We start from the raw sequence: 21,841 nt of genomic DNA on the forward strand, positions 1-21,841 counted from the left end.
AGAGACAGCGTACCTGTTCACTGATTCAATCAGAAGCAGATTCACATCCCCATACTGGAAAAAACAGCGAAAAAAAGCCAGCAACAGAGCTGCTGGCCATTGATGATGCATTCTTGTCTTTTTAGCGATCTTGTCTTTTGCCCACCGGATTACATCAGATGAAATCGGGACACACCAAGATTCAACCGCTCAGCCTGCTGCTCGAGTGATGAGGCAGACGAGGAAGCTTCCAGCACCAACGTCGCATTTTGTTGCGTAACCCGATCCATTTCCGATATCGCTAACGACACCTGATTGATGCCGCTGCTTTGTTCATCAGACGCCAGCGCGATCTCATTCATAATGCGGGTGACGTTATTAATTTCAGCCACAATCTCGGACATCGCTTTACCCGCTTCGGATGCCAGCGTCGTTCCCTCTGTCACTCTGGCTTCGGATTCTTTAATCAGTGCGGCAATTTCCGTCGCGGCATTAGCCGAGCGCTGTGCCAGATTACGCACTTCTCCTGCGACTACCGCAAATCCTTTACCCTGCTCGCCCGCTCTCGCGGCTTCAACCGCCGCATTCAGTGCCAGAATATTGGTCTGAAATGCAATCCCGTTAATGAGCGCGATAATCTCAGAAATCTTGTCTGAACTCTTGGCGATATCCGCCATAGACCCCACAACCTGTTCAACTATGCTGCCACCGTTCACCGCTTTGGATGAGGTATCCGTCGCCACAACGCTGGCATGGTGCGCATTATCGGTATTTTGCTTCACCGCAGCCGTGAGTTGCTCCATGCTGGCCGCCGTTTCCGCCAACGCCGCAGCCTGCTGCTCTGTTCGTGCAGACAAATCCGTATTACCGACGGCAATTTTCGTCGAACTGCTGTGAATCGACTCTGCACTGTCGCGTACCGAGCCAACCGTTTCGGAGAGCGAATCCTGCATTTGCTGGATGTTGTTCCCCAAAATACCGATTTCATTCCGCCCGACATCCACACTCGTGCGTGTTAAATCTCCATGCGCGATTGCCTGTATGCGTGACACCCAATACTGCACTGGGTTAATAATGACCCGACGAATTAATAAGAACGTCATGCCCGTTAACACGAGCGCCAGAATAAAGGCGCCCGTCATGAGCGTATAGCCCAGCGTGGAATGCCTTTCAGCCGTTACGTTAATATTTTTTGCCATCTCAACCCGATAAAGATAAGACGCCTTCAACGGCACATCATACTCATCGTCCAATTTAGACATGGCCGTCGACTCAAATGCATTGAGTTCTTCAACATTGCCCTTCTTCGCTATGTCAAACATGGGTTTGATACCGTGTTCGACATAATCGCCATAGCGCGCTTTTAATTCATTATCGCGGGCGAGTTCAACATCAGAACGAACCGACCTATTTTGATACCCATTAAACATTTGCTGAGACATCGACAGACGTTCTTCTGCCGCTTTCATACTCGCATTGTAGTTATCAGTAAGGCCATTACGTAAGTGATTCACAGCATGTAGCAAATTCATACGCGCTGCACGCATATGATTAGCACTATCAACGAGTTCCATTCGAACATTCAATTCCAACGTCGAGCTATTTAACGATTGTTCAGCCTGCTTAAGGAAATAGGACGATGTGGAAACTGCCAAGGCAAAAAGTAGTAAAACACCAGAAAAAACAATGACGAAAAGAGGTGTCAGTTTGATGTTGTGTACGCCAGGTGCAGCGTGCCAAGGTTCTGGTTTTTCGTAAATCGCTATTGACTGATAAGGAACATCGCTCATTTTTACATCCGTCGAGTTATTCAAAAAATTGCTGTGAAGTAAATTGAAGGTAAGCAATAAAAAATAAAATCCTGCTACATGTTACATAATATTTAAAGATTTTGACAATGTGCGTTAAACACAAGATAAAAAACAGGGGACTATAAAAAATAATTTTATCCATAGGATCGCCATCACAAAAAAATGCCTATAATTTCAACGAAAATAGTTTCCAATAAAAACAGTTTGTAATGAAAACCATTACACTAAATTAGTGAATTATTTTAGTCATTATTCTTACATTAATATTAAGCATAAGAGAAAAACAAATTAACTGAGTCATTCTTTTTTATTGAAAATAAACACGCTTTAACATTCAACATTACTGATTGATTCATTATTTCGTCATCCTGAATATAAAAGCGTCGCGCTACGACATGCTCAGGTTAATGTTCACAGATGATCCTCATGCTTCGGCACGTTGTTGCCCATCTGAACCGGTGGAATAACCTGCCATAAACATGCCCGACGTCTTTTTCTGCGGCATGTTTCTTCTCCAGTCTTCTTCTTCGATTTGCTTTTGCGAAGCCGCGCGCAGGCCGATCACGCCGTTTAATCGCCAGCGAAATAAGCGGGTATATTTAATTTCCATGGAGGTTGCGATACACCAGAACCAAACGTATAATCATTACACGTGCTATTACACGTGTAATTTTCGGAGACCTTATGCCCGTAACAAGCATTCGCCATAAAAAAACGGTCAGTGTGACGCTGGAACCCATGCTGCTCCAACAAGCACGTGAAGCCGGGATTAACCTATCCGCAATACTCACCGAGGCGTTGAAGAGAGAAATTCGCCTTTCTGAAGGGGAAAAATGGAAGCAGCAGAACCAGAAGGCACTGCAGGAACTAAACCGTATCACAGATAAACACGGCTTATTATCCGACGATGACAGGACGTTTTAAGCATGCAATATAAAGTTTACCGTAATAACGGTAACAGCAACTCATACCCTTACCTGCTCAATGTCCAAAGTGACATCATTGGGGAATTACATACCCGTCTGGTAATACCTTTGTTTCCATTAAACAAAGTTGCCAGACCACCAGCGCGAAGGCTAACGCCGATAGTCACTGTCGAAGGCAATGATTACCTGATAATGACCCATGAGATGGCGAGTGTACGCCGCTCACAACTTGGTCATGAAGTGATGGATGCGCAGATGTACCGAAAAACAATCAAAGACGCCGTTGATTTCCTGCTGGATGGGTTCTAAGTGGAAAATCCCTTTCCACCATGCAAACCATCCACGACAGCCAAAATCTGGCGGCAGGTCAACACCATAAAAAAAGCCAGCGAAAAAAACTCGCTGGCTGGTGAAACATCACCATTACTCAGAATACGTTTCTTTGCGTCACCTAGAGCCAATGGCGATACTCGTCATCAGACATGTCTTTCAGGTGCCACTGCGTTGCCTGCTGCAATAATGCAATGCGCTGCTGGGTAGACATCCACCGAAACCACTTCGCTTTACAGGCCGATAAGTAGGTTTGATAGAACTGATACAAACTGGAAATCGCCATAAGCCACCTCCCCTCTTTCCTTGTTGCAAAGTATCGACGTAATATAGGGAAAGATAAATTGATGACTTTAGTGCAGGGAGTTCCTCTTTTATGTCTTCCCCTCGATTGCAACAACAGTTCATCCGCCTGTGGCAACACTTTCAGGGGCAAACCACCGACACCACGCTGCAAGAGTTAACCGGGGTGTTGAACTGTTCACGCCGCCATATCCGCTCATTGCTGAACGCGATGCAGCAGGAAGGCTGGCTCATCTGGCAAGCCGAAGCTGGAAGAGGAAAGCGCTCGCAGCTCTCCTTTGTTTATACCGGATTGGCGCTACAGCAACAGCGTGCCGAAGATTTGCTGGAACAGGATCGCATTGAACAACTGGTGCAGTTGGTGGGTGACAAGGAGGCGGTGCGCCAGATGCTACTTGCCCACCTTGGGCGGAGCTTCCGGCAGGGGAAACACATTCTGCGCATCCTCTATTACCGTCCTTTACGCAATTTACTGCCCGGCTCGGCGCTACGGCGTTCAGAGATGCACATTGCCCGGCAAATTTTCAGCGGACTCACCAATATAAATGAGGAAAATGGGGAAATTGAACCCGATCTGGCTCATCACTGGCAGATGATCTCCCCCCTGCATTGGCGCTTCTATCTGCGCCCAGCCATCCGCTTTCATCATGGGCGCGAGCTCACAATGGATGACATCACCACATCACTCTCTCGTCTTATTCCGCTTCCACTCTTTTCTCATATTGAAGCCGTAACGTCGCCGATGCCATTCGTGATCGATATCCAGCTAAACAGCCCAGATAAATGGCTACCGTGGCTATTAGGCAGCGTGCACGCCATGATTTTGCCGCAAGAGTGGAAAACGCTACCGGATTTTGCCCAACACCCGATTGGCACCGGCCCTTACGCCGTGGTGCGTAATAACAGCAATCAACTGAAGATCCACGCCTTCGATGATTATTTTGGCTATCGGGCGTTGATTGATGAGGTCAATATCTGGGTCCTGCCGGACGAACCGGAGGAAATGCCGGTGTCCATCCAGCTCCAGTCTGACAATTCTCGTCACGAACAGTTAGAAAGCCGGATGGAAGAAGGCGGCTATTTCCTGCTGTTCGACAAGCGTTCGCCGTTAGCATCACGACCGGAAGCGCAGCAGTGGCTCAGACAGGTATTTAACCCGATTTCGCTACTCAACCACGCCAATACCAGCAACCAGCGTGACTGGTCACCGGCCTACAGCCTGCTGCCGCGCTGGCACCATCACCATCCCGATGTGCCGCAATCCCTTCCAAAAGGGCTGACTGAAGTCACACTCACGTTCTATCAGGCGCATCCTGAATACCGGATATTAAGCGAGATTATGCGCACGCTACTGGCGCAGCACGGCGTCACGTTGCATATCCAGACGGTCAGCTACGAAGACTGGTATCAAGGCAATGCCGAAAGCGATATCTGGTTTAGCAGCGTGAATTGTTATTTGCCGCTCGAATTCTCCCTGTTCGCGATGCTCTACGAACTCCCACTGGTGCAGCACTGTCTGGATGACGATCTGCATGCGGACGCGCAGCAGTGGCGCAATCACTCACTGCCGATGGCGGAATGGTGTGAAAAACTGATCGATAGCGGCCAACTGTATCCGCTGTTGCACCACTGGCTGCAACTTCAAGGGCAGCGCAGTATGCGCGGCGTCAGGATGAATATGTTGGGCTGGTTTGATTTTAAATCCGCCTGGTTTGCACCGCCGGAACGCTGAGAGCCTTTCGCCGCCCGACTTAACCCTTTACAATGTGCCGTTCTCAACGGGGTGCGGAAAATTTTTCGCTGAGAAGATACCCGTCGAACCTGATCCGGTTAATACCGGCGAAGGGATTTGAGAGTGCGGCTTATTGCTGCCTCAAAGTCCTTTGCCACCCTATGATTCTCAGGAGTGCAAAGTGTTAAATCAATTACTACACCGTTCAGCCACCGCGCTGAAAATCAGCCTGCCTTGCCTGTTACTACTCTCTGCTTCGGCCTTCGCCAAGCCTGCGCTTACCGTTTATACCTACGATTCGTTCGCTTCCGAATGGGGTCCGGGCCCTATCATCAAGACCGCATTTGAAAAAGAGTGCGAGTGCGAACTGAATTTCGTCGCACTGGAAGACGGTGCCTCGCTGCTAAACCGTCTGCGTATGGAAGGCAAAAACAGCAAAGCGGACATCATTCTGGGACTGGACAACAACCTGTTGCAGGCAGCAGAACAAACCGGCCTGTTTGCGCCACACAATTTGGACACCCGCGCCGTCACGGTGCCGGGCGGCTGGAACAATAAGACGTTCGTTCCTTATGACTACGGCTATTTCGCGTTTGTGTATAACAAAAATACGCTGAAGAACCCGCCGAAAAGCCTGCATGAGCTGGTGGACAGCAACGAACCGTGGAAAGTGATCTATCAGGATCCACGCACCAGCACGCCGGGACTCGGTCTGCTGCTGTGGATGCAGAAAGTGTATGGCGACGATGCGCCGCAAGCCTGGCAGAAGCTGGCGAAAAAAACCGTTACCGTCACCAAAGGTTGGAGCGAAGCCTACGGTCTGTTCCTGAAAGGGGAAGCGGATCTGGTGCTGAGCTACACCACGTCGCCAGCCTATCACATCATTGAAGAGAAGAAAGACAACTACGCAGCAGCGACCTTCAGCGAAGGGCACTATCTGCAAATTGAAGTCGCCGGGCAGCTGGCGTCCAGCAAAAATCCCGAGCTGGCAAAACGCTTTATGCAGTTCATCCTGAGCCCAACCTTCCAACAGGCTATTCCTACCACGAACTGGATGTATCCGGCGGTTAAAACTGATCTGCCAGCAGGCTTCGCGACGCTCGCGGTGCCGGAAAAAGCCATGCAGTTCAGCGCGCAAGAAGTCGCTGACCAAAGGACACAGTGGATTCAGGCATGGCAACGCGCCGTCAGCCACTGATCGGCGGACGTCTGTGGCCAGGGTTACTGGCCACAACGCTGTTAATTTCCGTTGCCGCACTGGCTTTCGGTGCCCTGTGGCTACAGGCGCCAGAAAGCCAGTGGCGCACGCTATGGCATGACAGCTATCTCTGGCATGTCATCCGGTTTACCTTCTGGCAGGCCTTTCTCTCTGCGCTGTTTTCCACCGTTCCGGCGATCTTCCTTGCCAGAGCGCTGTATCGACGTCGCTTTCCCGGTTACCGCTGGCTGCTACGATTGTGCGCAATGACGCTGGTGCTGCCCGTGCTGGTCGCCGTTTTTGGCCTGCTCAGCGTTTATGGTCGGCAAGGCTGGCTGGCCTCTGCGCTGGGCTGGTTTGACCTGAAATACACGTTTTCGCCCTCTGGGTTGCAGGGCATCCTGCTGGCGCACGTCTTCTTCAATCTGCCTCTGGCAACCCGATTGCTGTTGCAGTCGTTAGAAGGCATCGCCACCGAGCAGCGTCAGTTGGCGGCCAATCTGGGCATGAACAGCTGGCAGCATTTCCGCCTGCTGGAATGGCCCGCCCTGCGCCGACAGATTTTACCCACGGGCGCGCTGATTTTTATGCTCTGCTTCGCCAGCTTTGCCACAGTGCTGTCGCTGGGCGGCGGCCCGCAGGCAACCACGATCGAGCTAGCTATCTATCAGGCATTAAGCTTTGATTACGATCCGGGGCGCGCGGCGCTGCTGGCGTTAATTCAAATGGTTTGCTGTCTTGGTTTGGTACTGCTGAGTCAGCGACTGGGACGCATTCTACCGGTCGGCAGCACACAACAGCTTGTCTGGCGCAACCCGCAGGATAGCGCCTTAAGTCGCCTCACCGATGGCCTGCTGATTGGTGCGCTGTTGCTGCTGGTCGTCCCTCCGTTGCTGGCCGTGGTGGTGGATGGCGTGAACCGATCGCTGGTTACCGTGCTGCAACAGCCTGTACTCTGGCAAACGCTGTTTACCTCGCTGCGCATTGCCTTAGGCGCGGGGCTGCTGTGTCTGGTGCTGACCATGATGCTGCTCTGGAGCAGTCGCGAGCTCAAATTACGCCAGAAGCCACTCTACGGACAGTTGATGAACCTGAGCGGTATGCTCATCCTCGCCATGCCCGGGATTGTGCTGGCAACCGGCTTTTTCCTGCTGCTGAATAACAGCATCGGGTTACCGCAATCCCCTTACGCTCTGGTGGTGTTCACCAACGCTCTGATGGCGATTCCTTACGCGATCAAAGTGCTGGAAAACCCGATGCTGGACGTTGCCGAACGCTACAACCGACTCTGCACATCGCTGGATATTCGTGGCTGGCAGCGGCTGAAGCTGATCGAACTCGCCGCGCTGAAACAGCCGCTGGCGCAGGCGTTAGCCTTTTCCTGCGTGCTGTCGATTGGTGATTTCGGCGTCATCGCGCTGTTCGGCAATGAGCAGTTCCGCACGCTGCCGTTCTACCTGTACCAGCAAATTGGTTCCTATCGCAGCGCCGACGGCGCAGTCACGGCGCTACTGTTAATGCTGCTGTGCTTTATGTTATTTACCCTGATTGAGAAACTGGCAGGCCGTCATGATCGCGCTTGAGAAATTGACCTACTTTTATCAGCACTTGCCCATGCGTTTTGATTTTCACGTCAAACCGGGCGAGCGCATCGCCATCCTCGGCCCCAGCGGCGCAGGGAAAAGTACGCTGCTGAATCTGGTGGCGGGTTTCCTGATGGCGGACAGCGGGGAATTACGGCTTAACGGTGAATCTCACCGCGAGACGCCGCCCGCTAAACGACCAGTTTCGATTCTGTTTCAGGAAAATAACCTGTTTCCTCATCTGACGATCGGGCAAAACATCGCGCTGGGGCTTCATCCCGGCCTGCGATTGAGTGCAGAACAGCGCGAGACGTTACGGCAGATCGCCGATCGGGTTGGTCTGGCGGATCTTCTGGACCGTCTGCCCTCGCAGGTTTCCGGCGGACAGCGCCAGCGCGCGGCATTGGCACGCTGTCTGGTGCGTCACCAGCCCATTCTGCTACTGGACGAACCGTTCTCGGCACTCGATCCTGCGCTGCGTCAGGAGATGCTCGATCTGGTTGAAAGCGTGTGTCAGGAGCGTGAGTTCACGCTGTTGATGGTGTCCCACAATCTGGATGATGCCATGCGGATCGCGAAGCGTACGGTACTGATCGTGGACGGGCAGATTTATTATGATGGGTCGACTCAGGCGTTACAGGATGGCAGCGCCGAGGCAGCCGCCATCCTGGGAATTTCACGTCCGTCTTCGGATTGAGAAATTAAGGCAAAGCCTGATAGCGCAGGTTGCTGAACGTCACCTCGCCTTCGCCCGAAGCATACAGGGCAGGCCGCAAACTGAGGAAGTCATACGCGACGTTGTGATGGTAGCCGGAGACTTCCATCTGCACCGGGTATTTCTTCCACGCTTCCTGATCCGAGGTTCGGGTGTAGAACGTCACGATATGGCGATCGTTTTTCATCCGAATCTGCACCTCATTGCCCGTAATATGCGGCAGTTTCTTCTCCGCCCTTTCCAGCCCGTAGCGATGCATGACGGTGCCATCCTGATTAAACGACAGCCCGACGTACAGCTTCGCGTTGTAGAACAGCAGTAAACCAGCCTGCGCACCGGGAGCAAAGTTCGCCGTCACTTCAATTTGATAAGCCTGATCGCCGGGGATCATCGTCAGCGGCGCGCTGTCTTTCGGCGACGTGCCTTTTGCTTTTAGATGCAGCTTGCCGTCGCTAAGCGTAACCCGCTTTAGCTCTTCCGCATTGGCGCGGTAGAAATGCCAGCGTGCAGGAAATTTCTCGTCGGTAAAGCTATCAGACCAGCCAATGCCATGAGGCACCGCTTCGCCCCCTTCCGGTTTGCGAATCGGTTTGCCCGTATCGAATCCGGCTGACGTAAACCAGCCGTCATCGCCCCAGACAATCGGCTCCAGCATCGCCTGCCGCCCCAGCGTCATAAAGCCGTTTTCATAGCCGTGATACACCATATACCAGTTTTTATCCGGTCCTTCGATCAGCGTCGCATGGCCGCGCGACCACCACTTCTCTGAACGATCCTGCGTACGGATAATCGGGTTATGCGGCGAGTTTTCCCACGGGCCGTTGATCGATTTAGATCGCGCGGCAATCACCATGTGCCCAGTCGGTGGCCCAGCCGTTCCACCTTCCGCCAGCACCATGTAGAAGTAGTCACCGTGGCGCAGCATCTTCGGCCCTTCCTGCGAGAAGCTTTCCACATCCCACTCTTCCGGGTACTGCCATCCCTGATAGACCACCGCCATGTCACCAACCGTCGATAGCCCGTCGTCCGTTAATTGCACGCGGTTGCCACCCGACATAAAGATGTAACGTTTGCCATCCTCTCCCACGACGTGGCCGGGATCGCTGGCTGGATTTTTCAAGCCAGTGTCTTTCGGCGGCGTCCACGGGCCGTGGATATCATCGGCGGTAATCACATACAGCGTTTTCTTTTTCGTCCCTTTGGCATCGATAATCCGGTTGGAGGTAAAATAGATATAATATTTGCCGTTGTGTTTCACCAAATCCGGTGCCCAGATCGCATCGACAGGCGTCGTGATCGCCGGGCCGAGCGGTTCCCAGTTCACTAAATCGCGCGAGTGCCAAATCAGCAGACCGGGGATGTCGTCAAATGACGAGAAGGTCATGTAATAGTCATCCCCATCCTTGATACTCGTGGGGTCGGGATGATCGCCCGCAATAATCGGATTGAGATAACAGCCATTGCCCAAATCCGCCTGACGCTGCTGTTCAATACCCCGCATCCATTCGTTGGCAGGGCCAGCCTGACAGGCCATCGCCGTGCCGATACCCATTGCCATCAATAAGATACCGCTTAATATGCCTTTCCCTACCGCTCGGGACACGCCCATTTATCACCACCCACTATCCCAATGATTATTTTATAATTTATAACATTGAAACCCTGTTCCAATTGTGAAAACAGTCACGCTTCTCTTGGTTATACGGCGAAAAATCAAGCGGTAATAACACTGTGCCATTTTCAATATATTGTGACCACTTCGACATATTCAGTTTTTATCCCTTGTAGGTATTGTGTCTTTTTGTGCTGCTGTGCTTATATGAATTGGCGATTGAATAACTCATTCAAACACAACACTCGACCGCAATTAGTTCGAACATAACTAACTTGAACATAAATAGGATTCCCGTGACGCACTACACTTCTTCCACTTCAGCACTACTACACACCGCGCATGTTGACGCGGTCGTCGTCGTGCGCGTGGTCGTCGTGGTCGTCGTCGGCAGCGCGCCGTAACGGGTTCCGAATCGAAGATTCTCAAACCCCGCCGGCGCAAGCCGAGCGGGGTTTCTTGTTTCTACCCTCCCCGCTCCGACACCGCACCGGCCCTGATGAAGGATGTAAACATGCGTTATACAGGCGCTCAGTTAATTGTTCGGCTGCTCGAACAGCAGGGTATCACCACCGTAGCGGGCATTCCCGGCGGCGCGGCCCTGCCGTTATATGATGCACTGGGTCAAAGTAAGACGATTCGCCACGTTCTGGCTCGCCACGAGCAAGGCGCTGGATTTATGGCACAAGGCATGGCGCGAGCCAGCGGACGCGCTGCGGTTTGCATGGCTTCCAGCGGGCCGGGGGCGACCAACCTGCTCACCGCCATCGCCGATGCCAAACTGGATTCGATCCCGCTGGTGTGTATCACTGGTCAGGTGCCTTCCAGCATGATCGGTACCGATGCGTTTCAGGAAGTCGACACCTACGGCATTTCTATTCCCGTCACCAAACATAACTATCTGGTTCGCGACATCAACGAGTTGCCGCGCGTGATTCCAGAAGCCTTTCGCATCGCGCAGTCGGGCCGTCCCGGTCCGGTGTGGATCGATATTCCAAAAGACATTCAGAATGCGACCATTGAGCTGAGCGAACTGCCGGGCGTCTTTCCTCTCGATACGCCACCCGCCATCGCTCAGCAGGAAATCGAGCGTGCTGCGGCCATGATTAATGCGGCTCAGCGTCCGGTGCTCTATCTGGGCGGCGGGATTGTTAGCGGTGTCGCGCACGAACAGGCGGTTCAACTGGCGGAACGCTCTAGCCTGCCAACCACCATGACGCTGATGGCGCTGGGAACCATGCCCGTCGATCATCCTCTGTCGCTCGGGATGCTGGGTATGCACGCCGCACGATCAACCAATCTGATCTTACAGCAGGCAGATTTGTTAATTGTGCTGGGTGCGCGTTTTGACGATCGCGCGATTGGTAAAGCGGAGCAATTTTGCCCGCAGGCCAGTATCATTCACATCGATATCGATCCCGCCGAATTGGGCAAGATCCGTCAGCCACACGTGGCGATCAACGCGGATGTTGCACAGGCGCTGGATCAGCTGCTGCCGCACATTACATCACAGCAGCGTGATGTTTGGCGTACCACCGTTCGTGGTCTGCAACAGGAATTTCCTTTCAGCATGCCGGGCGCTGACGATCCATTAAGCCATTATGGTCTGGTTCAGGCCACGGCACAGGCGCTGACGGATGATGCCATCATCACAACCGATGTCGGTCAGCATCAGATGTGGGTCGCGCAGTCTTATCCGCTGCGTCGTCCGCGCCAGTGGCTGACATCCGGCGGGTTTGGGACGATGGGTTTTGGCCTGCCTGCGGCGATTGGCGCGGCGCTGGCTGAACCGGATCGCACCGTGGTGTGTTTCTCTGGTGATGGCAGCCTGATGATGAATATTCAGGAAATGGCAACCGCGGCAGAAGAAGGACTTAACGTAAAAATCGTCCTGATGAACAACCAGTCACTCGGTCTGGTTCACCAGCAACAGGATATGTTTTTCCAGAAGCGCATCTTCGCGGCCGATTACCGCTACAGCGCGAATTTCCTCGCGATTGCCGCAGGCTTCGGCTTTGCAACTTGCGATCTGAACGCCGCCGCCGATCCACAGGCCGCGCTGCAAGAGATGCTCAATCAACCAGGTCCTGCGCTGATCCACGTACTTATTGACGCCAATGAAAAAGTGTTACACATCGTGCCACCGGGCGCCGCGAACATCGATATGATCGGAGATTAATGACTATGTCAATTCAACCAACTTCGCTAACGCAAGCAACGTCAAATCAGGTCACGCTGGAACTCTCGGTGCGCAACCACCCCGGTGTGATGTCACACGTTTGCGGCCTGTTTGCCCGCCGGGCATTTAACGTGGAAGGCATTCTGTGTATGCCGCTGGCAAATGGAGAGGAAAGCCGGATCTGGCTACTGGTCAAAGATGACCAGCGGCTACAGCAAATGATCAGTCAGGTGGAAAAGCTGGAAGACGTCCTTCAGGTTCGCCGTCACGGTGAAGAAATGCGTATTTTCGAGCAGGTCGCCGAGTTCTACTGCTAAATGGCTTGGCCGGGTCTTCCCGGCCTGCCCAACATTACCCGTTTAGCACCTGCCATAGCAGATGGCGGTAAACTGGCATTAGCGGGTGCTGAATCAGTACGACCAACAAGGCAACCGCCGCCACGGACATCACGAGCGCGACCCAGCGTAGGCGTCTGAGCGGCATCTTTCTGCTAAACCAGTCATGATGTTTACGCTTATCACTGCGCCACCAGCGCAAGTTTAGCCAGCCTGCGTTCCACACCATGATGGCAGTAATCAGCAGCAGCCATTTAAATCCTGCGCTGTTCGTCCCCGCAGGAATATCAATCGCGACACCAGCCAGAATGCCCGGTAAGAAATAGGCCGGCGGCCACAGCAGGCAGCCGATGATATTCGGCACGGCAAATTTATAAGGCGGTAGCCCCAGCATCCCCGCCACCATCGGGATAAGCGGACGGGTCGGGCCGACAAAACGCCCGATCAGTATCGTCGGCATTGGATGCTGATACAGGGCATATTCGGTTTTACTCAGCAGCGCCTGATGCTTTTTCAGGAAAGACCAGTTATGCAGCGGTGCCTTAAAACGCATGCCGATGAAATAGGAAATCCAGTCCCCTAGCAGGCAACCGATAATCCCTGCCCCCCACGCCGGGTAAAGCCCCATTTGTCCGCTGCCGATCAGTGCCCCCAGCGTTGCCATCATCACCGTTCCCGGCAACAGCAGCCCTACCAAAGCCAGAGATTCGAGAAAGGCAACCAGCATGACGGCGATCAGTGAATACGCTAGCGATTGGGTAACCAGATGATCCAGCCACGCTTCCATAAAATCTACCCGTACGTTATAAAAACAAGGATTGTCTGGATCATAGCAGAAGCCGTCAACTCCTGATTTCACTTCATCATTCAATTGCCGATACAGCAAAAACCCAGCAGTATACTCCTAAGAATATGTAGCGAGGTTTATCTATCCAGTGTTGAGGCTTTCCCTGCCTTCAGGTGGTGAAAGCGTACACGTTTTGATAAATATCAACTATTAAAATTATTAGGGCACACCTAATATCATTTTCCAATTCAAGCTGTTAGCACCACTTCAGTAACGCAGTTTTCTGGTCAATTCTTTTGCACCGACGGGCATCAACACTTATGATAGTGGTCATTTTTTGCCACCGTGCCACACTGCCACTATGTTTTTTAAACTATTCAAACATGTCGGATTACGACGTCTTATCCTACTCTTGGCAGTGGCGAGCGCCTTGGTGACGCTGGCAAACAGTTTTTATGCCAGCTATCGCGTCCAGCGAGAACTCCTGATTGATAACACGCTTGAAGCCAACCGCGTTTACGCCACCAAACTCACGGCGATGACCCATTCCTTCTTTAAAGAAGCCCAGCAGCAGCTCGCCTACAGCGCCAATATCATCGCCACCCAGATGGATGATAAGGTCAGCTTGCTTAAAGAAGCCGACCGCCTGCGGCTACAGACTAGCAATTTCAACTCTGTCGTCATTGCAGATGAAAAAGGTATCGTCAGAGCCACGTCACCCGATACGTTCCAATTAATCGGGAAAAGCCTGACAACAGACGGCGCTCTTGAAGCCCTGAAAGAAAAGCAGCCTCTTATCAGCCAGCCCTATGTGTCTGCCGCCAATAACTTCATCGTACTGATATCTTCGCCGATTTTCACACGGGACGGCCGCTACAAAGGGTTTATCGGTGGATCAATCTATCTTAAGCAGCCCAGCGTTCTCAATACATTGTTAGACAAACATTATTACCGCGACGGTTCTTATATTTATGTCACCGATAAGAACAAAAGAATGCTGTATCACCGCGATATCGAGCGGATTGGTAAAACAGAGACCAACAATCTGGATATCGATGTACAACATGAGAATAACGGCAGCCAGCATATGCTGAACTATCTGGGTGATAAGATGTTAGCGGGTTACGCCGTTGAATCTACCTCACAGTGGCAGATTGTGGCGCTCCGTCCAACCGACATTACGCTGAAACCGCTGGATGGCCTGATGCTAAATGTGCTGCGCCACACGCTCCCACTCGCGCTTTTGACCATCTTCTGCGTCTGGCTGCTTGCTCGGCTCATCGCCCAGCCTCTGTGGCTATTGGCGCGTAGCGCCAATAAGATGGATGCAACGGACGTTTCCGACGATATTCGAAATATTCACTCCTGGTATTTTGAAGCCTCACAGCTCAAACAGGCGATGTTACTGGGTATCGATCTACTCCAGCGCAAGATTGGTAAGTTGCGTTCTGAGGCACACTCAGATCCAATGACCGAACTGCTCAATCGTCGTGGGTTGGATAGCGTTCTCCGCTACTGGCAGATGGGGCAGAAAAATTTTGCGGTCATCGCGCTGGATATCGATCGCTTCAAACGCATCAATGACACCTACGGTCACGATGTCGGCGATAATGTTATTCGCTATCTCTCACAGCTGATTCGCACCAGCTCACGCGATTCCGACATTCTGTGCCGCAGCGGCGGTGAAGAGTTTTTGATCCTGCTGCCGGAAACCAGCCTGGATGTCGCACTCAACATTGCCGAACGGTTGCGGCAGCGCACACAGGAATCAACCATTCCTGTCGTAGGTAGCATTACGATCTCATTGGGTGTCGCGCTGTGGCAGCCGAGCGTGAGTAATATATCGATCGAGCGAACCTTCAAACTGGCGGATGAAGCCCTATACCAAGCCAAACAGGAAGGCCGCAACCGTGTGGTCTCTGCCTCCAGCGGAGAGCAGTAATCCAATCCCCCTTCTTTATATACAGGTGATGTTGCTGGACATTACCTGTATAAATAACCATACTTATCCCTACCATCCTTCCCTATCTCGCTTGCTATAAAAGGCCGCTTAGTGACTCAGGTTCGTCAGGGGCTTCTACTGACCCGCCACTGGAACGACACACCAGCCGGCACGCAGGTTGAATTCTGGCTGGCCACCGATGAGGGCCCGCTGCTCGCGCGCCTGCCAGTACAGCAGGCCGTTGCCTTTATTCCCGCACAGCAGGAAGCCCGCGTCAAAACGCTTTTACAGCAGGAAAAACGCTGGCAGTTAAAACCGCTCGACATGCAGGATTTCCAACATCAGCCGCTGCTGGGGCTGTATTGCCCGCAATACCGACAGCTGCTGCGGCTGGAGAAATTACTGCGTGAAGGCGGCGTTCAGGTCTACGAAGCGGATATTCGTCCGACGGAACGCTTTCTGATGGAGCGCTTTATCACCGCGCCCGTGTGGTTTAGCGGCAACGCCGCGTCAGATAGCCTGCTGACGGAAGCACGCATGAAACCGAATCCCGATTACCGCCCGACGCTTAAACTGGTGTCATTGGATATCGAAACCACCCGCCACGGCGAGCTTTACTGCATCGGGCTGGAAGGCTGCGGACAGCGTCAGGTTTACATGCTCGGCCCACCGAACGGCACACCTGCCGAGCGCGAGGATTTTACGCTTGAGTACGTTGCCAGCCGCCCGATGCTGCTGGAAAAGCTGAATGCCTGGATGCAGCAGCACGATCCCGATGCCATCATCGGCTGGAATCTGGTGCAGTTTGATCTGCGTGTCTTGCAGAAACATGCCGAGCGCTACAACATTCCACTCAAGCTGGGGCGCAACGGACAGGCGTTAGAATGGCGGGAACACGGTTTTAAACAGGGGCATTTTTTTGCCAGCGCGACTGGCCGTTTGATTATCGACGGCATTGAAGCGCTCAAATCCGCGACGTGGAATTTTGCCTCGTTTAGTCTGGAATTTGTCGCGCAGTCGCTGCTGGGGGAAGGCAAAGCTATCGACACGCCCTATCAGCGGATGGACGAGATCGACCGTCGTTTTGCCGAAGATAAGCCCGCTCTCGCGCGCTATAACCTGCAAGACTGCGAACTGGTCACGCGTATTTTCGACAAAACTGAGCTGCTGCCTTTCTTGCTAGAGCGCGCCAGCGTCACCGGGCTAGCAGCCGACCGCAGCGGGGGTTCCGTCGCCGCATTTTACCACCTCTATTTACCGCGCATGCATCGCATGGGTTACGTTGCCCCGAATCTGGGTGATGTCGCGCTTGAAGCCAGCCCCGGCGGATTTGTGATGGATTCGCGTCCCGGCCTGTATGACTCGGTGCTCGTGCTGGATTATAAGAGCCTCTATCCTTCCATTATCCGTACGTTCCTGATCGATCCGGTCGGGTTGGCGGTAGGAACGCAGAATCCTGACGCTCAGCACGCCGTCTCCGGCTTTCGCGGGGCGTGGTTCTCCCGCGAACAGCACTGCCTGCCGGCGATTGTCGAGCAAATCTGGCAAGGGCGTGAAGCGGCGAAGCGCACCAATAATAAGCCACTGTCGCAGGCGTTAAAGATCATCATGAATGCCTTTTACGGCGTGCTGGGCGCGACAGGCTGTCGCTTCTTCGATCCGCGTCTCGCCTCTTCCATCACCTTGCGCGGCCATGAAATCATGCGCAAAACGCGCGAACTGATCGAGGAACAGGGCTATCAGGTGATTTATGGCGATACCGACTCCACCTTTGTCTGGCTGAAGCACGCGCATAGCGAAGAAGAAGCAGCAAAGATTGGCAACGCGCTGGTGCAGCACGTTAACCACTGGTGGACACAGCATCTGCAAGACACTCAGCAGTTGACCAGTGCGCTGGAGCTGGAATTTGAAACGCATTTTCGCCGCTTCCTGATGCCAACGATTCGCGGCGCGGAACAAGGCAGTAAAAAACGCTACGCCGGCCTGATCGACACGCCACAAGGCGAAAAAATGGTGTTCAAAGGGCTGGAAACCGTGCGCACCGACTGGACACCGCTGGCGCAGCAGTTTCAGCAGCAGCTCTATCTGCTGATCTTTCAGCAACAGCCTTATCAGGACTGGCTGCGGGACTATGTCGATCGCACCCTGAACGGGGATTTTGACGATCTGCTGATCTACCGTAAACGGCTGCGCCGCCGGCTCGATGATTACCAGCGCAACGTGCCGCCCCACGCCAGAGCCGCGAAAATCGCCGATGACTATAACCGCCAGCAGGGACGACCGCTGCAATACCAAAACGGCGGCTGGATCAGCTATGTGATGACCGTCAATGGCCCCGAACCATTGGAAACCCGGCATGCTCCGCTGGATTACCAGCATTATGTCGAACGCCAGCTCCAGCCCGTCGCGGATGCCATTCTACCGTTCCTGCACGACGATTTTGCTACGCTGGTAACAGGTCAGATGGGCCTGTTTTAAATGGCAGACATTCATGTTTTTAGATGAAAGGGGTTAATTCGCGCCATAGCAAGTTTGAGGGGTGACGAACGCACCGTCATCTATTACCATAACGCCCTTTCTGAATTTGCATCAGCAGCATTATCGGCAACCGATAATGTAATCAGACATTCCTCCGACACAGACGAACATCGAGCTAAGAATTTATGCCTTTTACACTTGGTCAGCGCTGGATCAGCGATACGGAAAGCGAACTTGGACTGGGAACGGTTGTTGCCGTCGATACACGTATGATTACGCTGCTTTTCCCTGCCAGCGGTGAAAACCGACTTTATTCCCGCAGCGACGCCCCCATCACCCGCGTGATGTTCAATCCCGGCGATACCGTCACCAGCCATGAAGGCTGGCAGCTCAAAGTGGATGACGTGCGAGAAGAAAAAGGGTTGCTGGTGTATTGCGGCCAACGCCTGGACGATGAAACGTCGGCGGAACTGCGTGAAGTCTTCCTCGACAGCAAACTGACGTTCAACAAACCGCAAGATCGCCTGTTCGCCGGACAGATCGATCGTATGGATCGCTTTGCTCTGCGCTATCGCGCCCGTAAGCACCAGAACGAGCAGGCTCTGCAACAGTGGGGCGGATTGCGTGGCATGCGTGCCAGCCTTATCCCCCATCAGCTTCATATCGCTCATGAAGTCGGCCAACGCCACGCGCCACGCGTTTTGCTGGCGGACGAAGTCGGTCTGGGAAAAACCATTGAGGCAGGGATGATCATCCACCAGCAGCTGCTGGCGGGTCGTGCCAGTCGCGTGCTGATTGTCGTGCCGGAAACCTTGCAACATCAGTGGCTGGTCGAAATGCTGCGCCGCTTTAACCTGCTGTTCTCACTGTTTGACGACGAGCGCTATGCCGAAGCCAAGCTGGACAGCAGCAATCCGTTTGAAACTGAACAGCTGGTGATCTGCTCACTGGGATTTGTTCAACGCAGCGCCCAGCGCTTTGCGCAGCTCGTCAACGCCGACTGGGATCTGCTGGTGGTGGATGAAGCCCACCATCTGGTCTGGAGCGAAGAAAGCCCTAGCCCGGAATATCAGGCCATTGAAACGCTGGCACGCGCCACGCCAGCCGTTCTGCTCTTAACGGCAACGCCAGAACAGCTCGGCCAACAGAGCCACTTTGCGCGCTTACGCCTGCTCGATCCCAACCGTTTCCACGACTATCAAGAATTCGTTGCTGAACAGCAGCAGTACCGCCCGGTTGCCGATGCCGTCACGCTGCTGTTAGCAGGCGAAAAAGCCCAAACGGCTGAACTGAATGCGCTAAGCGATCTGCTGGGCGAGCAGGACATTGAACCACTGCTGAAAGCCATCAACAGCGACAGCGATGACAATCAGAAGGCGCGTCAGGAACTGATCACCATGCTGATGGATCGCCACGGCACCAGCCGTGTGCTGTTCCGTAACACGCGTCAGGGGGTTAAAGGCTTCCCGCATCGTGTCCTGCATCAAATCCGCCTGCCGCTGCCGGCGCAGTACCAAACGGCGATTAAAGTGTCCGGCATTATGAACGCGAACAAGGCGCTGGAAGTCCGCGCCCGCGACATGCTGTACCCGGAACAAATTTATCAACAGCTCGAAGGGGACGATGCCACCTGGTGGAACTTCGATCCACGCGTAGAATGGTTACTGAACTACCTGACCGCCAATCGTGATGAAAAAATCCTGGTGATCTGTGCACAGGCAGCCACCGCGCTACAGCTGGAACAAGTGCTGCGCACGCGTGAAGCCATCCGCGCCGCCGTCTTCCATGAAGGGCTGTCGATTCTTGAACGTGACCGTGCCGCCGCCTATTTTGCTTCTGAAGAAGAAGGCGCACAGGTGCTGATTTGTTCAGAGATCGGTTCCGAAGGCCGTAACTTCCAGTTTGCCAGCCATTTAGTGATGTTCGATCTGCCGTTTAACCCCGACCTGCTGGAACAGCGTATTGGTCGTCTGGACCGTATCGGGCAGGCAAAAGAAATTCAGATCATGGTGCCGTATCTGGAAAATACCGCGCAGGCCTTGCTGGTACGTTGGTATCACGAAGGATTGGATGCGTTTGAACACACCTGTCCGACGGGCCGTACCATCTATGACGCGCACCATGCGCAGTTGATCGAGCGACTGACGACGGTCGGTGAACAGCAGGGACTGGATGAGTTTATCCATGTTTGCCGTCAACAGCACGATAGCCTGAAGCAACAGCTTGAACAAGGCCGCGATCGCCTGCTGGAAATGCATTCTAACGGTGGCGAACAGGCTCAACTGTTAGCGCAGGCCATTGCCGAAAAGGATAATGACGTCAATCTGGTGACGTTCGCCCTGAACCTGTTTGATATTGTTGGCATTAATCAGGAAGATCGCAGCGATAACCTGATCATCCTGACGCCATCCGATCATATGCTGGTGCCAGACTTCCCGGGCCTGCCGCAGGACGGCTGTACGATCACCTTCGATCGCGATCAGGCGCTCTCCCGCGAAGACGCACAGTTTATCAGTTGGGAACATCCGCTCATCCGTAACGGACTCGATCTGGTGCTGTCCGGCGATACCGGAAGCTGTGCAGTGTCGCTGCTGAAAAATAAAGCGCTGCCAGTCGGCACGCTGCTGGCTGAGCTGGTTTACGTGGTGGAAGCACAGGCACCGAAACACCTGCAACTGACCCGCTTCCTGCCGCCAACACCGGTTCGCCTGCTGATGGACCGTAAAGGCACCAATCTGGCGGAGCAGGTTGAGTTTGAGAGCTTCAACCGCCAGCTCAACGCCGTAAACCGTCATACGTCCAGCAAGCTGGTGAATGCGGTACAGCCCGATGTTCACGCCATGCTGCAACAAGCGGAAGCGCTGGTAGAAACGCAGGCGTGCCAGCTCATCACCGAGGCTCAGGAGCAGGCTGACCTGCAATTGCGCCGCGAACTGGAACGTCTGGAAGCGCTGAAAGCCGTCAACCCCAACATTCGTGAAGATGAGCTGACCGCACTGGAAAACCAGCGCGAGCAGGTGCTGAGCAACCTGCACGAAGCCAACTGGCGTCTGGATGCTATTCGTCTGGTTGTGGTGTCACATCAGTAAACGTTTCTGACAGCGGTATAGGCATAAACCTCATACCGCTGTTATAAAGACACGTTGTTTGCAAAATCGAGATACACGGGCATACCACGGGGCGAGGTCTCCCTGCGGGAACCTCATCCCCGTGTTCTCCCTAATATCACACATTATATGTTGTCTGAAGGTGCTCCGATGGAACCCTATAACCCACCTACCGATCCTTGGTTGCATATTCTGTATCAGGATCAGCACATCATGGTGGTGAATAAACCCAGCGGTCTGCTGTCGGTTCCCGGCCGCGCGCCAGAACACAAAGACAGCGTCATGAGCCGCATTCAGGCTGACCACCCGACGGCAGAATCTGTGCATCGTCTGGATATGGCAACCAGCGGCGTGATTGCCGTTGCACTCACGAAAGCCGCAGAGCGTGAATTAAAACGTCAGTTTCGCGAGCGCGAACCCAAGAAATCCTACCTTGCCCGCGTCTGGGGACATATGGCGCAGGATGAGGGCGTCATCGATCTGCCGCTGATCTGTGACTGGCCGAACCGCCCGAAACAGAAAGTCTGCTTTGAAACAGGAAAATCGGCACAGACGGAGTATCAGGTACTGTCGCGTGACGCTGACGGTACAACACGCGTCAAACTGATGCCGATTACTGGTCGCTCTCATCAACTACGTGTCCACCTGCTCGCGCTGGACCACCCTATCCTCGGCGATGGCTTTTATGCGCATCCCGATGCCAAAGCGCTGGCCCCCCGCCTTTTACTGCACGCACAAGAACTGGCCATCACCCACCCAGCATTCAATACCCCAATGCACTTTCGTTGCGAAGCGGATTTCTGAAGCAAACTCACTGACGGTAT

At 53.5% G+C, this 21,841-nt stretch carries 17 protein-coding genes and 1 riboswitch; of the genes, 12 read left to right on the forward strand and 5 right to left on the reverse strand.

Annotated elements, in window-relative coordinates; translation table 11 throughout:
- Positions 1 to 149: 149 nt before the first annotated feature.
- Entirely contained in the window at positions 150 to 1,769 is a 1,620-nt protein-coding gene (locus tag LOZ86_RS18225; RefSeq protein WP_039513065.1) for a methyl-accepting chemotaxis protein, read from the reverse strand.
- Between the two features lie 445 nt (positions 1,770 to 2,214).
- Positions 2,215 to 2,400 carry a hypothetical protein gene (locus LOZ86_RS18230; protein ID WP_111779007.1) on the reverse strand — a complete coding sequence of 62 codons (186 nt, stop codon included), beginning with the start codon at positions 2,398 to 2,400 and terminating at the stop codon, positions 2,215 to 2,217.
- 74 nt (positions 2,401 to 2,474) lie between these two features.
- Here LOZ86_RS18230 and LOZ86_RS18235 point away from each other — a divergent pair, with 74 nt between their 5' ends.
- Both LOZ86_RS18235 and LOZ86_RS18240 read left to right on the forward strand, forming a co-directional pair.
- Complete coding sequence (locus LOZ86_RS18235; RefSeq protein ID WP_052237773.1) at positions 2,475 to 2,714, forward strand: type II toxin-antitoxin system CcdA family antitoxin; 240 nt, start codon at positions 2,475 to 2,477, stop codon at positions 2,712 to 2,714.
- 2 nt (positions 2,715 to 2,716) lie between these two features.
- Positions 2,717 to 3,025 carry a CcdB family protein gene (locus tag LOZ86_RS18240; RefSeq protein ID WP_039513069.1) on the forward strand — a complete coding sequence of 103 codons (309 nt, stop codon included), beginning with the start codon at positions 2,717 to 2,719 and terminating at the stop codon, positions 3,023 to 3,025.
- A gap of 142 nt (positions 3,026 to 3,167) precedes the next feature.
- Here the strand turns inward: LOZ86_RS18240 and sgrT are convergent, their stop codons facing one another.
- Positions 3,168 to 3,332 carry a glucose uptake inhibitor SgrT gene (gene sgrT, locus LOZ86_RS18245; protein WP_039513071.1) on the reverse strand — a complete coding sequence of 55 codons (165 nt, stop codon included), beginning with the start codon at positions 3,330 to 3,332 and terminating at the stop codon, positions 3,168 to 3,170.
- 90 nt (positions 3,333 to 3,422) lie between these two features.
- Between sgrT and sgrR the strand changes: the two genes are divergently transcribed.
- The 4 genes from sgrR (at position 3,423) to thiQ (ending at position 8,559) form a co-directional block, all read left to right on the forward strand.
- Entirely contained in the window at positions 3,423 to 5,081 is a 1,659-nt protein-coding gene (gene sgrR, locus LOZ86_RS18250) for an HTH-type transcriptional regulator SgrR (RefSeq protein ID WP_111779006.1), read from the forward strand.
- 37 nt (positions 5,082 to 5,118) lie between these two features.
- A riboswitch (TPP riboswitch) is annotated at positions 5,119 to 5,215 on the forward strand.
- Positions 5,216 to 5,298: 83 nt separating this feature from the next.
- The gene (thiB, locus tag LOZ86_RS18255) at positions 5,299 to 6,279 is read left to right on the forward strand and encodes a thiamine ABC transporter substrate binding subunit (RefSeq protein ID WP_146752746.1); all 981 of its coding nucleotides are present in this window, start codon (positions 5,299 to 5,301) and stop codon (positions 6,277 to 6,279) included.
- Positions 6,255 to 7,862: a thiamine/thiamine pyrophosphate ABC transporter permease ThiP gene (thiP, locus tag LOZ86_RS18260; RefSeq protein WP_230242569.1), complete on the forward strand. Its 1,608-nt coding sequence runs from the start codon at positions 6,255 to 6,257 to the stop codon at positions 7,860 to 7,862. Before thiB ends, thiP begins: the two co-directional genes overlap by 25 nt.
- On the forward strand, positions 7,849 to 8,559 hold the full coding sequence (gene thiQ, locus LOZ86_RS18265; RefSeq protein ID WP_039278251.1) for a thiamine ABC transporter ATP-binding protein ThiQ: 711 nt from the start codon (positions 7,849 to 7,851) through the stop codon (positions 8,557 to 8,559). Before thiP ends, thiQ begins: the two co-directional genes overlap by 14 nt.
- A 4-nt stretch (positions 8,560 to 8,563) precedes the next feature.
- Here thiQ and LOZ86_RS18270 read toward each other — a convergent pair whose 3' ends face one another.
- Positions 8,564 to 10,186, reverse strand: a complete 1,623-nt coding sequence (locus LOZ86_RS18270; RefSeq protein WP_230242570.1) for a family 43 glycosylhydrolase — start codon at positions 10,184 to 10,186, stop codon at positions 8,564 to 8,566.
- 517 nt (positions 10,187 to 10,703) lie between these two features.
- Here LOZ86_RS18270 and ilvB point away from each other — a divergent pair.
- Both ilvB and ilvN read left to right on the forward strand, forming a co-directional pair.
- The gene (gene ilvB / locus LOZ86_RS18275; RefSeq protein ID WP_230242572.1) at positions 10,704 to 12,368 is read left to right on the forward strand and encodes an acetolactate synthase large subunit; all 1,665 of its coding nucleotides are present in this window, start codon (positions 10,704 to 10,706) and stop codon (positions 12,366 to 12,368) included.
- A 5-nt stretch (positions 12,369 to 12,373) separates the two neighbouring features.
- The gene (ilvN, locus tag LOZ86_RS18280; protein ID WP_039278862.1) at positions 12,374 to 12,685 is read left to right on the forward strand and encodes an acetolactate synthase small subunit; all 312 of its coding nucleotides are present in this window, start codon (positions 12,374 to 12,376) and stop codon (positions 12,683 to 12,685) included.
- 34 nt (positions 12,686 to 12,719) lie between these two features.
- Here the strand turns inward: ilvN and LOZ86_RS18285 are convergent, their stop codons facing one another.
- The gene (locus tag LOZ86_RS18285) at positions 12,720 to 13,490 is read right to left on the reverse strand and encodes a DedA family protein (protein WP_039483424.1); all 771 of its coding nucleotides are present in this window, start codon (positions 13,488 to 13,490) and stop codon (positions 12,720 to 12,722) included.
- Positions 13,491 to 13,851: 361 nt separating this feature from the next.
- Here LOZ86_RS18285 and LOZ86_RS18290 point away from each other — a divergent pair, with 361 nt between their 5' ends.
- The 4 genes from LOZ86_RS18290 to rluA all read left to right on the forward strand — a co-directional run bounded on the left by LOZ86_RS18290 (position 13,852) and on the right by rluA (position 21,821).
- Entirely contained in the window at positions 13,852 to 15,432 is a 1,581-nt protein-coding gene (locus LOZ86_RS18290; RefSeq protein WP_230242580.1) for a sensor domain-containing diguanylate cyclase, read from the forward strand.
- A gap of 111 nt (positions 15,433 to 15,543) precedes the next feature.
- A complete protein-coding gene (locus LOZ86_RS18295) occupies positions 15,544 to 17,910 on the forward strand; it encodes a DNA polymerase II (protein WP_039513081.1) in 2,367 nt (788 codons plus the stop codon).
- A 185-nt stretch (positions 17,911 to 18,095) separates the two neighbouring features.
- Positions 18,096 to 20,999 carry an RNA polymerase-associated protein RapA gene (rapA, locus tag LOZ86_RS18300; protein WP_039483419.1) on the forward strand — a complete coding sequence of 968 codons (2,904 nt, stop codon included), beginning with the start codon at positions 18,096 to 18,098 and terminating at the stop codon, positions 20,997 to 20,999.
- 168 nt (positions 21,000 to 21,167) lie between these two features.
- Positions 21,168 to 21,821: a bifunctional tRNA pseudouridine(32) synthase/23S rRNA pseudouridine(746) synthase RluA gene (rluA, locus tag LOZ86_RS18305; protein WP_039483417.1), complete on the forward strand. Its 654-nt coding sequence runs from the start codon at positions 21,168 to 21,170 to the stop codon at positions 21,819 to 21,821.
- Positions 21,822 to 21,841 lie beyond the last annotated feature (20 nt).

Origin of the sequence: Pectobacterium parvum (assembly GCF_020971565.1) — a bacterium.
Lineage (GTDB): Bacteria > Pseudomonadota > Gammaproteobacteria > Enterobacterales > Enterobacteriaceae > Pectobacterium > Pectobacterium polare.